15 protein-coding genes and 1 pseudogene are annotated in these 13,277 nt (G+C 53.3%); 10 read left to right on the top strand and 6 right to left on the bottom strand.

What is annotated here, in order from left to right:
- Nucleotides 1–102: 102 nt before the first annotated feature.
- From NFS22_RS21815 to NFS22_RS21800, 4 genes are read left to right on the top strand one after another with little or no spacing between them, the layout of a single operon-like run.
- A complete protein-coding gene (locus NFS22_RS21815; RefSeq protein ID WP_251319785.1) occupies nucleotides 103–981 on the top strand; it encodes a Rad52/Rad22 family DNA repair protein in 879 nt (292 codons plus the stop codon).
- Between the two features lie 11 nt (nucleotides 982–992).
- Nucleotides 993–2,819 (top strand): coiled-coil domain-containing protein, encoded by a 1,827-nt coding sequence (locus NFS22_RS21810; protein WP_251319784.1) that lies wholly within the window; start codon nucleotides 993–995, stop codon nucleotides 2,817–2,819.
- A gap of 25 nt (nucleotides 2,820–2,844) precedes the next feature.
- On the top strand, nucleotides 2,845–3,909 hold the full coding sequence (locus NFS22_RS21805) for a hypothetical protein (RefSeq protein WP_251319783.1): 1,065 nt from the start codon (nucleotides 2,845–2,847) through the stop codon (nucleotides 3,907–3,909).
- Between the two features lie 14 nt (nucleotides 3,910–3,923).
- Complete coding sequence (locus NFS22_RS21800) at nucleotides 3,924–4,898, top strand: DUF6744 family protein (protein ID WP_251319782.1); 975 nt, start codon at nucleotides 3,924–3,926, stop codon at nucleotides 4,896–4,898.
- Between the two features lie 60 nt (nucleotides 4,899–4,958).
- On the opposite strand, the gene NFS22_RS21795 is transcribed toward NFS22_RS21800, so the two are convergent.
- Nucleotides 4,959–5,309, bottom strand: a complete 351-nt coding sequence (locus NFS22_RS21795; protein ID WP_251319781.1) for a winged helix-turn-helix transcriptional regulator — start codon at nucleotides 5,307–5,309, stop codon at nucleotides 4,959–4,961.
- 170 nt (nucleotides 5,310–5,479) lie between these two features.
- Between NFS22_RS21795 and NFS22_RS21790 the strand changes: the two genes are divergently transcribed.
- On the top strand, nucleotides 5,480–5,866 hold the full coding sequence (locus NFS22_RS21790; RefSeq protein WP_251319780.1) for a nuclear transport factor 2 family protein: 387 nt from the start codon (nucleotides 5,480–5,482) through the stop codon (nucleotides 5,864–5,866).
- Between the two features lie 86 nt (nucleotides 5,867–5,952).
- Entirely contained in the window at nucleotides 5,953–6,342 is a 390-nt protein-coding gene (locus tag NFS22_RS21785) for a nuclear transport factor 2 family protein (RefSeq protein WP_251319779.1), read from the top strand.
- Nucleotides 6,343–6,419: 77 nt separating this feature from the next.
- On the opposite strand, the gene NFS22_RS21780 is transcribed toward NFS22_RS21785, so the two are convergent.
- On the bottom strand, nucleotides 6,420–6,971 hold the full coding sequence (locus NFS22_RS21780) for a flavodoxin family protein (protein ID WP_251319778.1): 552 nt from the start codon (nucleotides 6,969–6,971) through the stop codon (nucleotides 6,420–6,422).
- Between the two features lie 266 nt (nucleotides 6,972–7,237).
- On the opposite strand from NFS22_RS21780, the gene NFS22_RS21775 reads away from it, so the two are divergent.
- The gene (locus NFS22_RS21775) at nucleotides 7,238–7,741 is read left to right on the top strand and encodes a flavin reductase family protein (protein ID WP_251319777.1); all 504 of its coding nucleotides are present in this window, start codon (nucleotides 7,238–7,240) and stop codon (nucleotides 7,739–7,741) included.
- 76 nt (nucleotides 7,742–7,817) lie between these two features.
- On the opposite strand, the gene NFS22_RS21770 is transcribed toward NFS22_RS21775, so the two are convergent.
- From NFS22_RS21770 to NFS22_RS21755, 4 genes are all read right to left on the bottom strand, one after another.
- The gene (locus NFS22_RS21770; protein ID WP_251319776.1) at nucleotides 7,818–8,951 is read right to left on the bottom strand and encodes a M14 family metallopeptidase; all 1,134 of its coding nucleotides are present in this window, start codon (nucleotides 8,949–8,951) and stop codon (nucleotides 7,818–7,820) included.
- A 13-nt stretch (nucleotides 8,952–8,964) separates the two neighbouring features.
- On the bottom strand, nucleotides 8,965–9,111 hold the full coding sequence (locus tag NFS22_RS21765) for a hypothetical protein (RefSeq protein WP_251319775.1): 147 nt from the start codon (nucleotides 9,109–9,111) through the stop codon (nucleotides 8,965–8,967).
- Between the two features lie 13 nt (nucleotides 9,112–9,124).
- Nucleotides 9,125–10,399 carry a TRAP transporter large permease subunit gene (locus tag NFS22_RS21760; RefSeq protein ID WP_251319774.1) on the bottom strand — a complete coding sequence of 425 codons (1,275 nt, stop codon included), beginning with the start codon at nucleotides 10,397–10,399 and terminating at the stop codon, nucleotides 9,125–9,127.
- Between the two features lie 152 nt (nucleotides 10,400–10,551).
- Complete coding sequence (locus NFS22_RS21755) at nucleotides 10,552–11,193, bottom strand: DUF6305 family protein (protein ID WP_251319773.1); 642 nt, start codon at nucleotides 11,191–11,193, stop codon at nucleotides 10,552–10,554.
- On the opposite strand from NFS22_RS21755, the gene NFS22_RS21750 reads away from it, so the two are divergent.
- From NFS22_RS21750 to NFS22_RS21740, 3 genes and pseudogenes are all read left to right on the top strand, one after another.
- Nucleotides 11,192–12,031 carry a PhzF family phenazine biosynthesis protein gene (locus tag NFS22_RS21750; RefSeq protein WP_251319772.1) on the top strand — a complete coding sequence of 280 codons (840 nt, stop codon included), beginning with the start codon at nucleotides 11,192–11,194 and terminating at the stop codon, nucleotides 12,029–12,031. The two genes, NFS22_RS21755 and NFS22_RS21750, sit on opposite strands and share 2 nt — an antisense overlap.
- A gap of 22 nt (nucleotides 12,032–12,053) precedes the next feature.
- Nucleotides 12,054–12,512, top strand: coding sequence for a RidA family protein (locus NFS22_RS21745; protein WP_251319771.1), 459 nt, complete (start codon nucleotides 12,054–12,056; stop codon nucleotides 12,510–12,512).
- A 25-nt stretch (nucleotides 12,513–12,537) separates the two neighbouring features.
- Nucleotides 12,538–13,203 (top strand): annotated as a pseudogene (locus NFS22_RS21740) (helix-turn-helix domain-containing protein); the annotation flags it as partial.
- Nucleotides 13,204–13,277: the final 74 nt, after the last annotated feature.

Genomic DNA, 13,277 nt, shown 5'->3' with positions numbered 1-13,277 from the left:
AAAAAAAGTGGGGGATTTTAATAAAAAAGGCATCTGAAAGCCTTGTGTTTATTGGCTTAAAGATTCCGAGAGATTATGATTTTTTGACGAGGAGGTAATTTGATGGAACAGAAAGACGCGAGAACCATCCAGCGGGAGCTGGCCAGACCCTTCGCTCCGGAGGATCTGGAGTGGCGGCTGCAAAAGACCCTGGAGGACAAACTCCGAGGGATTGCTGTCCCCTACGTGACCAACCGGGCCATCCAGGCCCGGCTGGACGACGTGGTGGGCCCGGACGGCTGGTACAACGAGTACAAGCCCTGGCACAGGGCTGGGCAGAAGGATTCCCAGCTTTGCGGCATCTCCATCTATTTCCCCGAGCGGGGCTTCATCACTAAGTGGGATGGCGCCGAGGACTCGGACATCGAGCCGGTCAAGGGCGGCCTGTCCGACAGCATGAAGCGGGCCGCTGTCCAGTGGGGGATTGGCGGCCGGGTGCTTTACAGCATGGACACCGTCTGGGTGGACATTGAGAAGCTGGGCAGAAGCTGGATCATCAAAAAGTCCGAGCGTGCCAAGCTGGATAAAGCCTACACAGACACTTTGAGCAAGATGAAGTTGACGCCCGCCCCCGCCGGCGGGGTGCAATCCACCCTGACCCCCAAGCAGACGAAGGAGGCTCCCGCGCCTGCGCCGGCAGCCGGCCAGCAGGCCACACCCCCACCGGTCCAGCCCCTTCCCCGGTCCAAGACGGACAGCAAAGCGGGTATCTACACCGTAATCGCGGCCCGGCTGGAAAACCGCCCCAACAGCACGACCCATGCGCTGTTGGAAGGGCCGGATAAAAAGCAGATCCATGCCTTCGCCATCGGCGAGCGGTCGGAGCTGGTCGCCGGCACACAGCTGACCGGCGTCAAGCTGGAGCTGCAAAAGCAGGATACCGTGGTGTTCTACATCCTGCGGGACTACCGGATTGTGGCCCACCAGGATCAGGCGGCGTAAAGGAGGACGCTATGAAAAAGATAGAGCGGTTTCAGATCACCGGCATGACCATCTCCGGCTTCAAGTGCTATCAGGCGCCTACCATTCTTGACTTCGGCCCTCAGACCGCCATCACCGGCGGCAACGGCCTGGGCAAAACCAGCATTGCCGACGCCATCGCCTTTGCGATTACGGGCCTCCCCTTTTTCGGGGAGCGCGGCATCGACAAGCTGCACAACGAGGTCCAGCCCGAGGTCTCCGTCTCCCTTCGATTTTTGGATGAGGCGGGCACGCACCATGAGCTGACCCGGATCCGCAAAAAAAACCGCATGACCATCCACTACGACCGCTATGAGATTCGCCAGATGGACCTGACGGATATGTTCGGCGAGCGGGATGTGTTCCTGTCCATCTTCAACCCCCTCTATTTTATTGAGGAGCTGGGGGATGAGGGCAAAAACCTGCTGGAGATGTATCTGCCTATGATTCCTCACGAAACCGTGATGGGACGGCTTTCCGACGGCGTTCAGGCTGCCTTGGAGGGTGTGGAGATTCCCTCTCCCGACGCTGTTCTGAAAAACAGGCGGGAGGAAATTCGGAAGCTGGAGGAGCACATGATCTACCTCCAGGGCCAGAAGGACCAGGCTGTTACCCAGGCTGAGGCCCAGCGGCAGTCCGCTGCCGCTCTGACGGAGCGTTACAGTCAGCTTGACAGCGAACTGAAAGCCCTGGAGGGCAAGCGCTTTGCCGGACTGGACCGCGCCCGGATGGAGTCTGATTTGGTTGCGCTGAGTGCCCGATACAACGAAGCGGCCCAGGGCAGCAGTACGGCCCAGATTGACGCTGACATTCTGGCTTTGAGCCAGAAACAGGCCCAGCGCCGGGCACAGCAGTATCAGCCCAAGTTCACTCAGGAGATCGCCCAGGCCAACGCCAGGGTCCAGGAGCTGGGCAAACAGTACCAGCGGGAAAACCAGATTTTGAAGGCCTTTGTTCCCGGTATCTCCTGCCCCACCTGCCGCCGGCCGGTAACGGAAGAAAACCTGCCCGAGGTGCAGGTGGCAATCCAGACGGCTATCAACCATATTGTTGCCAATGGCCGGAGCCAGCGGATTCAGGTGGCGCAGCTACAGGAACAGGAGTCCAAGGACCAGGCGGTTTTTGACCAGTTCCAGGCGGAGGACATCATCAAAATGCAGGATGAGATCGACGCACTCACCAAGCGGCGGGACAAGCTGACGGCAGACGGACAGACGGACAATCTGAGAGAACAGATTCAGCGGTTGTCCGCCGGCCTGGAGTACGGCAATCTGTCACAGCAGGAATATGACCGCCTGTTGGCCTGCAAGGATGAGCTTCAGCGGTGCGCGGCGGAGTTGGCCGCGGCCCGGAAGGCCGTTGAGCGGGAACAGCCCGACTTTGACAGCCAGATCACCCAGGCCCAGCAGAAGGTCAAGGCTTTGAAGGTTCTGATCTCCAACGTGGTCATCTACGCCAGAAAGCGGGCGGAGCTCACCTTTGAGGCCCTGAAGATGAACAGGGTGGCCATCTCGCTGTACGACGTGATGAAGACCAGCGGAGAGCAGAAGGCAGCTTTCAAGTTCACCTACAACGGCCGTCGGTATGACCGGCTGTCCCTGTCCGAGAAGATCCGGGCGGGGATGGAGGTGTCCGAGCTGGTGAAACGGCTGACCGGGCGCAACTATCCGGTTTTCGTGGACAACATGGAATCGGTGGACGACCTGGCCAACGTGCGGCCTACCGGGCAGGTCATCATGGCCAAGTGCGTCCACGGCGCGCCCCTGGAGGTACGGCCCCTGCGGCCCATTCCCACAGCGACAGAACAGCGGGCCGCTTAATTGTCAGACGGAGGGGTGAAACCGCTTGGTCTATGAAAAAATCCCCATCGTGGACACGGCCAGGCGGTGCGGGCTTGTCCTCGACTCTCGGACGCTTCGGCGGCGGGAGGTCGAGGCGAGCTGCCCCTTCTGCGGCGACCACGGCAGGGGAAAGTATCATCTCAGCCTGAACACCGCCACCGACCAGTTCCGCTGCAACCTCTGCGGCGCACATGGCAACAGCGTCACGCTGTACGCCATGCTGAACGGGGTGAGCAACAAGCAGGCGTATCAGGAGTTGGCAAGGGGGACAAATGTGTATCCTCTCCCCAAACAGCCCACTCCTCAAAACACAGAAGCAGAGCGGCAGCCCGTTTCCCTGGAGGAACGGCACGCCGCCTATTCCACCTTGCTGAGCCATCTGACGCTTTTGGACAAGCACCGGGAAAATCTGCTGGAACGCGGATTGTCTGAGGATAGAATCCAGCGCAACGAGTACCGCAGTATGCCGGAGACGGAACAGGGCCGGCGGCTTCTCGCCTCCCTGCTCCGCTCCTGCGGATTTGATCTGCTGGGTGTGCCCGGTTTCCGTACCTACTACGGCGACTGGACGCTGTCCGGGCCAAACGGCTTCCTGATTCCTGTCCGGGATAAAAACGGCTTGATTCAGGGGCTGAAAATCCGCCTGGACGATACGGATGACCCAAGTAGGAAGTACCGCTGGCTCTCCAGCCGGGATATGACCAACGGTACCCGAAGCTATTCCTGGGTCCACGTCACCGGCGACACCGCCAGCAAGCGGGCTTACCTGACAGAAGGGCCGCTGAAGGGGGACGTGGCCAGTTTTCTGGCCCATGATGCTCTGTTCGTGTGCATCGGCGGCGTCAATGCGCTGAACGGCCTGACCGATACCCTCCTTGATCTGAGTGTGACCGAGGTGGTAGAGGCTATGGACATGGACCAGAACACGAAGCCGGAGGTCCGGAACGCTATCCTTGCCATGCGGAAGGAAGTGCAGAAGTTCAAGCGGTGGAAGTACACGAAATACACATGGGACCCGGCCTACAAGGGAGTGGATGACTACCTCCTCAGCCGGGCAGCAGCTATGTAGAGAAAGGAATTATTATGGATAACGTATTTGATATGAAGGACTTCATTGGTACATCTACTGGCGACAAGGAGCACATGCTGGGCAAATTCCTCTACTTCTCCCTGAGCAATCTCCTGGTGGAGAAGGAGTCCCTGGCAAAGCTCTGTGATGAGATGGACATTCCCTACACCGGCGGCAAGCGGCTGTCGGTGGCGGATGCCTTCCGCTCCGCCACTGGGGATATTCGGGAGCGGTATCCCGTCACCTCCGGAGGTGAGACCCACATCTACCTGGCCTATTGTCGGGACAACAAGCACACGGCGGATATTCTTTCCCGGGAACTGGTGAAAGAGACGCTGAATCAAAGAACCAACCAGTATGAAAAGCTGGCCAACATCAGCTTTGACAAGCGGGATCATGTATTTCGCTGTGACAATCTGATGATGGACGATGTGGTGGATGTGCGGGACTGCTGCCGCCGGGCGGAGGAGTTGTTTGAGCTCTACCAGCGGTGCGCCAACCGCAAACAGATCGAGACTATCTGCGCCAATTTCCTGCGCAGTCTTGACGCCACCAAACTAAGCATCGCTGGACATATGTACTTTGTCCCTAAGACCTACATGGAAAAGGTGGACATTTTTGAGGACTTCATCAACCTGCTGGGCGACCTCAACCGCAATAACACCCCGTTGATGGTGAACAGCTTCTACATTATCGACGACGAAAAGCAGCGGGGCAAAATGACCGAGGAGTTCTACGCGGCAGTGAAGAAAGAAATTGCCGCATACCAGGAGCGGTGCGACTACCTGATCCAGTCCGGGAGCCAGAGTCCGGCGGTCATGGACCGCTGGGTGCTGAAGGTCCAGGGCCTGGAGGCGAAAAAGAAGCACTATGAGCAGGTGCTCCAGCGGGAGTTGGACGGGCTGGATGATGAGTTTAACACGCTCAAATTCCTGGCTCAGGAGCTTCAGGTAAGGGCAAACAGTATTCGATTTCAAAAGGCGGCATAACAGAGCATAATCAAAATCCCCTGGCCTTATTTGAAAGCCGGGGGATTTTGATCTATAGGATCAAATGACATGTAGACGTTGCAAACGGTGTGTATCTCCCCACTCACACATGCTATCTAAAATGGGGATCAGAGACTTTCCTCGCTCTGTTAGACTATATTCTACCTTAGGAGGTATCTGAGGATATTCCTCACGGTGGACCAAATCATCTGCCTCCAATTCTTTGAGCATAACGCTGAGGGTCTTATAGGAAATAGTGCCAATATACTTTTTCATTTCATTAAATCGGACTACTCCAAATTCCATCAGGGCATACAAAATAGTCATTTTGTACTTTCCGTTGATCAATGACAGGGTATAGCTAAATCCAGTGGTCTCCAAGCATTCATCTGCAATACATCTCTGTCCCATAATGCGCTCTCCTTTTAGTAAGTATATAACCTTTATGTTAGTATCGCACTTAAATGTGCGTACTTGATATTCTGTTCATTTGAAATATAATTATAGTCATCTGGTGGAAAAAAGTCAAGCGACTCATTCCATTCAGAAAATGATGAAAGCATGAAAGGGAGTCAATCATTATGAGAGCTGAACTGAAAGAGTATCAGGCCGTCGAGGCTGCTGCCATGAATTTTGTCAAAAGCGTGGCCGAGGGAGACAGCACCCATGCCAAGAAGCTGTTCATTGATGAGGCCGTTCTGTTCGGTTACTTGGACGGTGAACTGGAGCACGGCTCCATTGAGCAGTTTTACCACAATGTGGACACCGTTCCCGGCGGGGAAAACTTCAAGGCCCGCGTGGATGTCCTTGACGTGGAGGAGACTCTGGCTGTTGTCCGCGTACTGGAAGAGGGATGGGGTGGCCGTATCGACTTTACCGATATCCTGCTGCTGATGAAAATGGACGGCGAGTGGAAGTGTGTAGCGAAAGCTTACAATCAGAACTCCAACACCATTCAAAAGAAGTAATCCTACCTTCTGATATCCTGATCCGGAGCGGGAACCCCCACTTTCCGCTCCGGGATTTTATTTCATTTGATTGAAAGGAGTTCATTATGCGTGCATCGCTGAAAGAATATCAAGTTGTAGAGGCGGCAGCCCTAAAACGTCTTAACGGCGTAGCGGAAGGGGATAGCGCAATTGCAAGGGATGCCTTCAGTGAGGAGGCGATGGTGTACGGCTGCTCTGGCTCTCAGTTCTCCTGCGGCCCGATTCAAAACTTTTTTAGTGATGTAGACCGTGTTGGTTCTCACCCGAAATTTGAAGCTCGCGTGGATGTAATTGCCTTAGAGGAAACTATGGCAGTCGTTCGGGTTTTGGAGGAAAACTGGGGTGGCAATGCGGATTTCACCGACTACCTTCTGATGATGAAACTGAATGGAGAGTGGAAATGTGTTGTACAGGTTTATAACCAGAGCTCCAATACACTTTCTGCTCAATCTTGAACATAAAAACTGAATCGCTATATATCAAGCGGCCGGCCTCGCATTTCTGCGCAGCCGGCCGCTCTGTTTTTATCCTATTATTGGATAGATTTTCCAAGCTGATAGGCTTCTTCAAGTTCTGATTTCCCTTGAATGTCGCCGACATCCATATTTCCGCCAGCAAGAACATGGCCTAAATTGTTCCAGCGCAGATGCTCCATAAGGTGGTCATAGTAGAGGACAACATCTTCAAACCCGTGGCCCTCCGCCGCCATAAGCAGGGCCGAAGCTCTGCCGTTGCCCCGAAGCAGATTGCCGTCACCCTCCTCCAGGGCGAACAGGCGGTCGATTGCGGTCCTGAGCTGACCGCTCATGTTCCAATAGTAGAGCGGCGTTGCCAGCACGACCATATCGCTCTCCTTCACGGCTGGATAGATCTGAGTCATATCGTCCTTCTGAACGCAGGGACATTCCTGGCTGCTATGGCCGCCAAAGCAGCCCTTACAGCCGTGGATGTTCATGCCGTCCAGAAAAAACTCAGTAACAGTGTGGCCAGCACTTTCAGCTCCCTCGGTAAACGCCTTAACCAGAGTAGATGTATTGCCGGTTTTCCGGGGACTTCCGTTTAAGATGACGATCTTCTTGCTCATATAGATTGCCTCCTCAATTTTGCCGCAGGCCGCGGTGTTTTATGATCTTATTATATTAGGAAGCGCATCTGCAAATCAAATACGAATTACTTGATAATGTTATATCTTTTTTCATATGAGAAAATGGTACACTCTCTTGAAGGTAAGTATATTACTTAAATGTGCGTTCTTGTTTTTAATTCCATTTCAGATATACTTGCATTGATAAAGCATCCATTTAGTTTAGCAAGAGCCAATCAAAGATATTATTGGAAGGATGATTAATTATGGAACAGATCAAACTGCCTCAGGCATCGGTGCTGACTTCACCAAATCCGGTTTCAATCGTCTGCACACAGAAGCCTGATGGGACTACTAACCTGGCTACTGTGTCTTGGTGGACGTATCTCTCCTTTAATCCGGGAATGATTGCCTACGCAATGGCCAAGACCTCTTACAGCGGCGAGATGGTTCGCCAAAATAAGGAAGTCATTCTCTCTATTCCTGGCGCAGAGATTGCGGATGCCGTTATGGGCTGCGGTACTTCGACCGGGCGGAATACAGATAAGGTCTCCAAGTTCGGTATTGAGATGCAGAACATACCTGGCAGTGAAATTCAGATTCCGCTGCACAGCCGTGTGGCAATCCAGTGCAGTTTGAAGGAGTTTATTGAAACCGGGGATCATTATCTGTATATCTGTGATGTGGATCAGGTCTATGGCAACAAGGATGAACGGGCAGTTTTTTCCTGGGACGGATATGCAAAAATTGCACCCGCAAATCAAGGATAAGATCAATGAGCGGATAAAAAGGTCTGCGACCAACCGGAATCTCATTCTGGTTGGTCGCAGGCTTTATTAATCCGGATCAGTTCAGATAGTCACCTAAACTGCCATTGAACAGTTCATCATAGCTGGGAATGCCCACAATGGACAGCGTTTTACCATAGAGCGTGCCGTATTCTTCACAGAGGTAATGAATGCCGGTCAAATGGCGGGCTACCCGCTCCTCGATGGATACGCCGGTTTCATCGTAGGGGACCCAGACATACCCATTTTCCGCGGCTTTCAGATAGTAAGGATCTTTTCCGGTCAGAACCAGTTCTTCATTGGTGGCACCGCGCAGACGGCCGTGGGAAGGATTGGCGGTTTCCATCAGGACGGGCAAAGTATCGGTAAAATCCCCTAGTTCCCGGTGAGTCAGGCCATGCAGGGTGGAAGGGGACGGCTCCAGGCTGATTTGCACCCCATCCAGCATCATGTCCAGCAGGGCGTTGGAGGCCAACTCCATAGCGCTTTCATGTGCTACCATAGCGTTAATTGTGGGGTACTCCGGGGAGGATTCATGGAGGTCTACGGTCATGTCGATCTCCTTGTCTTTAATCAACTCCGTGATAGCATAACAGGCCCGCTCTGTCATATTTCCGTCCGCTACACCGGGATAGCCCCTGTTCAGGTTTCGGGTTTCACTTCCGGAAAGACTCTGACCGGAGGGCTGGTGGGTGTAGACGTCAGGATCAGGCCATTGGTCCAAGGGGTTAGTGGCGCGGGAACCAAAGATGAACTCCCGGGTTCCGCTGGCTGTTTGGATGTGGTAAAAGTGAGGGGAAGCCTCCTGGGCATCATTGTGGGTGAAAGCGCTGTTATTGGCCCGAGGAATCACATAGAGGGTCCCGGCGTCCACCGTACAGTGCTCCACCAGGGTAATCGCGGCCATATGCCCGGAGGGTTCGTTGGGATGTGTCCCGCCCAGCACCAGCATACTGGGACCTTCTGTTTTTCCCTCCATCACATAAACCATAGTGTCTCCGTAGGTGCCCTCCAGGGCGGGGAGGTACTCACTGAGCATAAAGCTGCCAGTCACGCCTTCTCCGGGAATAATGACCTCCTGATAGTTGCGGAACTGATAAAAGTCTATGCCGGCTGTCACCGTGATCGCAAGGGTCACAACCAGACACAAAACGGAGATCAATGTCTTTTGCGCTCTGATTTTTTCAAGCATAATGGGTCTCCTTTCATTTGATCATCAGCACACGCAGCACCAGAGGGGCCATCACCATACATGCGTTGATTTTCAGGGATGGTGTCTCCTCTTTGAAAAAGTCGCGGCCAACAAAAATCAATAGGAGCAGGGCAATCAGCCGGTACAGTATTGTCATCATAGTGGTTGTCCTCCTATCCAATCAGACCAGCGATTCGGCTGGAGAATATCACGAAAATCAGGCCCCAAACCATAACAACGGCCATGGGAACGGCGCAGCGCTTGAGTACAGAGGTATAGCTGTCCACACCGGGCGTAACCTTGGCCGCAAAGATACCGGCCAGGGCGGTGGGAGGCATCATGTCACCCAGCGAGGCAATCAGGGACAGACCGGCGATGGTCACAATGGTGTTGCCATTCAAGAAAGCGAGGGTAAAGGGCACGCCCAGCACACTCGCCGCACCGAAGGAGGACACCGCGCCGAAAAGAGGAATGGAAATCGCAGCGGCCAGATACAGCAGCTGCTCCGGCAGCCCCAAACAGACCGAGACGATAAAGCCTCGCACCCCAGTAAGGGTCATAATCTGAATGAACATACCAACGCCCATCAGGATTCCCATAACAGGTAAAGAGGTATGAACCGCCTCCTGAACTGCGTCCAGCACCTTGATCTTCTTCCCGGTAAACAAGCCCAGGGCGGCACTGACCAGGAACATGACCGGCATACCTACATCGGGGATAACCTTCACAATTTTGGTCAGGCACATCAGCACAACCAACAGCAGGATTGGAAGATAGATACGGAACCCATACTGGCTGGACAGTTCCTGGTTCAAGGTAGGCGCTACCGTTTCATAGTCCATCTGACGCACTGATTTCAGGCCCAGGAACAGGACAGAGAAGATGGCGACCGGGAAGGCCAGCAGCACTAAGGGTACGCCAAAGCCCACAAAGGGGGTGTCGATTCCACCGCCGATAATCATGGCGGGCAGATTGACGGGCGGAGCCACCATCCCCATCAGACCACCCATAGCGATAATGGCCGCCACACTGACAGGATCAATTCCCATCGTGAGCAGAACAGGAGCCATGATAGAGCCGCCGGAGAGAACTGCCGCAGTAGAGGAACCGGTAATCATACCAGGAAACATGATGACCAGCATAATGAAGATCAGCAGCAGAGCCGGGTGCTTGTGGAACTTCCGGATAATCAGAGAGCACAGGGCGTCCAGCGCACCGGATGCCTCGATCACCTTCATAAAGACCATTGCGGAGCAAATGATTAAAATCGTGTCGATGTAGGAAAATGTACCTTCTACAAAATGCCGGACGGGGAAACCCTCCCCAGCTGCCAGAGCGCCGCCGATGGATGAGAGCACCAGCGACACGCTGACGGGCAGCTTGAGCAGGAAACACCCCAGCATGAAGATCGCTACCATAACCAGGAAGGTAATGAGCTGAAGGTTCATGGAACAACCTCGCTTTCACATTATTTTAGACAGGGCAAAAGAGAACTATCACTTTATCAAATTCGGCATAGAAGAACCCCGCAGCCACCGGAATTACCGTCTGGCATTTCAAATGACTGTGGGGTCTTTTGTGCCGAAAGAGCGGACTAAGATCAGCTGAACAGAGTGGTCAGGCAGCCGATACAGTCGGCCTGGCTGTCCACATAGGCGGTGGGGACACTGTTCTCAGCCAGCAGGCCGCGAATCAGGCCGTCACTATCACCAGTGGAGCCGACCACTGCCGCGTCAGCCGCATGGAAGGGGTCGGCCAGGAACTTATCGGACAAGTCGCCACGCCGGGGAGCACCACCTACGTGCATGGCAACAATTTTGATGTCAGCATCCTGGGCGGCCTTAATCAGGTCTTGAACCCGGGCAATCTCCTGGTCGGCGTCAATACCAGCCGCGCCCAGGCCCTTGGAGGAACCGCCAACCGAAATAAGCAGGGTCTTGACACCATCCAGGTTCTCGGCGGTGGCCTGGTTTTCCAACTCAACCGTAATATTGGCCTTGGTGCAGAGGGTCTTGATGATGTCCGAATCGGCGCTCTGACCGGCAGAGGTGAGCAGGATCGGAGCTTCAAAGCCGCCGGTCAGCTCGGGCAGTTCTATATCAGAGGCGCTGCCGCTGGATTGATTTGCAGAGGTGTTGTTACCATTGTTATTGGCATTGGTGCCGCTGTTCCCGTTGCCACAGGAGGCAAGAAGGGAAAATGTCAGGGCGGCGCACAACAGTGCGGTAAACAGTTTTTTCATGGGAAGTGTATTCCAGGCCCGGGAAGGAGGAGGCAATCCCTGCCCGGTAACGATAAACGCTGATAGTTTGACCGGAGATCAAATGCAGGCCATGACTTATGATTTTGGAGCGGAGTCCGCCTTTTTGATGAAGCCAACACAGGCGGACTGTGACATCAAAGTCCGGTATTTTATGCCCCTGCATGAAACGGATATGTGTATGCACGCCACTGTGGGGAGCGTGACCGCTTTGGTGCGTCGGGGGATATGCCAGACCTCCCCAATCACGCTTGAGACAAATCTTGGCTCCATGCGGGTGGATTGGGAAATGAGAGACGAACAGATTGATGTAGCCGTAGAACAATTTCTCCCCCAATATCAGCCGACTGCTCCCACCGTTAGTGAGATCTGTCAGGCACTGAGAATCGTTCCAGAAGCCTTGACCGGCGGGCCCATCCAGTCTGTGTCCACTTCTCGATTTAAGTTGCTGATTCCGTTAATCAGCAAGGCCGTACTGGATCATTTGAATCCGGACTTTGAACTGCTGTGGTCCCTCTGTGACCGCTATGAAACGACCGGATTTTACCCTTTTGTTTTGGGAACGGATCATGTGCTGTATGCCCGGCAGTTTCCCAAACGGGCTGGTTATGACGAGGATCCGACCACCGGTGTGGCCGCTTCAGCTCTGGCGGCCTATCTGGTAAAATATCGGCAAGTTACTGTTCAAAATGGATGGAATTGCTTTACTATCTTTCAAGGTGAAGCAATGGGCCAGCCCAGCGTGATCTATGCTGATGTGTTTGTAGAGGAAAATAAAATCGCCCGTACCCGCATTCGGGGGAATGCTAAAATGCTTTGAATGATGGAGGAGTTTATCTGTTATGAGCATTGAAGATCGTTTACAGGAACTGGGCATTGTTCTGCCCAAGGCCAATCCGCCAGCTGCTATATATTGTCCAGGTATTCAGGTTGGAAAGCTGGTGTTTACCGCCGGACAGACGCCTAAAGTAGACGGCAAGCTGCAATATACCGGAAAGCTGGGGCAGGATCTCACAGTGGAAGAAGGACAAATGGCGGCCCGGCTGTGTATCCTCAGTTGCTTGGCCATCCTGAAAGATACTGCCGGAAGCTTGGACCATGTGAAACGGATTGTAAAGCTGACAGGTTTTGTCAATGCAACTCCCTCCTTTACACAGCACTCTCAGGTCATTGATGGTGCGTCCAAACTGCTGTATGATATTTTTGGCAGCGTTGGAAGTCATGCACGCAGCGCGGTTGGGTGTGTTTCTTTACCCGGGAATGCTTGTTGCGAGATCGAAATGGTCGCAGCAGTAAAATAGGAATGGATAAGAAAAGCAGCTTGCAAAGAAGATAGGCGTATCTGCTTCCCAGTTAAGCCGCATTGTCAGTGGAGAAACAAAGACGGTCAGCAGCGATATCCTCATAGGCGTGGCAAAGGAATTTAAGGTGTCCACCGACTACATACTGGGGTTATCCAATATCAGCGTCCGCAAAAGCTATGATATATCTGAATTGGGCTTGTCTGAGGGGGCAATCAAAGGGCTTGTGACGGGTACTGTGGATGTGCAAATCCTCAACCGGCTGTTGGAACACAAGAATTTCCCGAAACTGATGGACTTGATACGGATTTACTTTCAAGACACCGCAGCAAAGAGTATCATGGCACGAAACCGACTAATCGAGTTGGCAACGGTTTCCCTGTCTGATCTGATGAAAGAACACCCGGAGCATCGAGCAGAAGCAAAACAGGATTTACAATTTTTGAACGCCCAGAAGATGGGAGAACATGAAGCGGAGATTGAGAAAATCAAGAATGTATTCCTTGCTATCCTGCGGGATATTAAGAAAGATATGGACAATGGAGAACAGCCAGGAGAAGCTGTGACCGCCGCTATGTTCCAAACTATGCAGGACGCATTGGTTGAGCAGAAGCAAATGTATTTCCTCCTGTGTGGCGCTTCTATTCTACACCACACAGGAGGTTTACACAAACTTTGGGATGTTCTCTAATCTTTGGAAAGACGGCGGGAATTGTTGATCCAAGCCAGAGAGCGCTCAACGATCCAGCGTTTTGGCAAGACTTC

The sequence above is a fragment of the Flintibacter muris genome, assembly GCF_943192995.1.
Lineage (GTDB): Bacteria > Bacillota > Clostridia > Oscillospirales > Oscillospiraceae > Lawsonibacter > Lawsonibacter muris.
The sequence above is the reverse complement of the archived record's forward strand: the minus strand, read 5'-3'. Positions and strand labels throughout refer to the sequence as shown.

What these genes read in the sequence shown, in the direction of transcription:
- NFS22_RS21810 (WP_251319784.1), top strand. Translation starts at nt 993, where the DNA reads ATGAAAAAGATAGAGCGGTTTCAGATCACCGGCATGACCATCTCCGGC.
- NFS22_RS21765 (WP_251319775.1), bottom strand. Translation starts at nt 9,111, where the DNA reads ATGATGACAATACTGTACCGGCTGATTGCCCTGCTCCTATTGATTTTT.
- NFS22_RS21780 (WP_251319778.1), bottom strand. Translation starts at nt 6,971, where the DNA reads ATGAGCAAGAAGATCGTCATCTTAAACGGAAGTCCCCGGAAAACCGGC.
- NFS22_RS21800 (WP_251319782.1), top strand. Translation starts at nt 3,924, where the DNA reads ATGGATAACGTATTTGATATGAAGGACTTCATTGGTACATCTACTGGC.
- NFS22_RS21770 (WP_251319776.1), bottom strand. Translation starts at nt 8,951, where the DNA reads ATGCTTGAAAAAATCAGAGCGCAAAAGACATTGATCTCCGTTTTGTGT.
- NFS22_RS21790 (WP_251319780.1), top strand. Translation starts at nt 5,480, where the DNA reads ATGAGAGCTGAACTGAAAGAGTATCAGGCCGTCGAGGCTGCTGCCATG.
- NFS22_RS21775 (WP_251319777.1), top strand. Translation starts at nt 7,238, where the DNA reads ATGGAACAGATCAAACTGCCTCAGGCATCGGTGCTGACTTCACCAAAT.
- NFS22_RS21815 (WP_251319785.1), top strand. Translation starts at nt 103, where the DNA reads ATGGAACAGAAAGACGCGAGAACCATCCAGCGGGAGCTGGCCAGACCC.
- NFS22_RS21795 (WP_251319781.1), bottom strand. Translation starts at nt 5,309, where the DNA reads ATGGGACAGAGATGTATTGCAGATGAATGCTTGGAGACCACTGGATTT.
- NFS22_RS21785 (WP_251319779.1), top strand. Translation starts at nt 5,953, where the DNA reads ATGCGTGCATCGCTGAAAGAATATCAAGTTGTAGAGGCGGCAGCCCTA.
- NFS22_RS21750 (WP_251319772.1), top strand. Translation starts at nt 11,192, where the DNA reads ATGGGAAGTGTATTCCAGGCCCGGGAAGGAGGAGGCAATCCCTGCCCG.
- NFS22_RS21760 (WP_251319774.1), bottom strand. Translation starts at nt 10,399, where the DNA reads ATGAACCTTCAGCTCATTACCTTCCTGGTTATGGTAGCGATCTTCATG.
- NFS22_RS21755 (WP_251319773.1), bottom strand. Translation starts at nt 11,193, where the DNA reads ATGAAAAAACTGTTTACCGCACTGTTGTGCGCCGCCCTGACATTTTCC.
- NFS22_RS21745 (WP_251319771.1), top strand. Translation starts at nt 12,054, where the DNA reads ATGAGCATTGAAGATCGTTTACAGGAACTGGGCATTGTTCTGCCCAAG.